This window comes from Rhizobium sp. RAF56, assembly GCF_052113965.1.
GTDB lineage: Bacteria > Pseudomonadota > Alphaproteobacteria > Rhizobiales > Rhizobiaceae > Rhizobium.
Genome location: NZ_JBFRDU010000141.1, coordinates 1 through 482, shown reverse-complemented (window position 1 = coordinate 482; position 482 = coordinate 1). Strand labels below are relative to the sequence as shown.

The 482-nt window shown below is 66.0% G+C and carries 1 protein-coding gene; it reads right to left on the bottom strand.

Features of this window, described 5'->3' with window-relative positions:
* The coding region (locus tag AB4048_RS28970) for a VCBS domain-containing protein (RefSeq protein WP_442205370.1) at positions 1 to 482 on the bottom strand (482 nt) is incomplete at both ends.

The following is a 482-nucleotide window of genomic DNA, read 5'->3' as shown; positions in this document are numbered from 1 at the left end:
GTGACCGCTGACATCGACGCCGTGGCTGTCGCCGGCCTGAACTCCGACGACCGTCTTGGTATCGCCCTCGTCGACGTCGGTGTCGTTGGTCAGAACGTTGCCCTTCGCCGAGGCGTCGCCCAGCTCAAGCGCGTTGCCGCCATCTTTGACGCCAATCTCCTTCACCAGATCCGTGCCATTCGTATCGGCAACGGCAATCGGCGCGTCGTTAGTGCCGTGGATGGTGATGGTCAGCGTCTGGGTGCTGGTGGCGCCGTGCTCATCGCGGACGGTGAAGCTGAAGCTTTCCGTGGCCGTCGCCGTCGCGCCCAACGCCTGTACCGCCGGGTTGCCGTTGTCGAGCTTGTAGCTGTAGGCGCCGGACAGGGCGTTCCAGGTCAGCTTGCCGTACTCGCCGGCAACGCCGGTCGAGCCGCTGGTGTGGCCGTCGACGTTGGCGACGGTCAGGACGGTGAAGTGGTCGACATCCGTCGCGCCGGCCT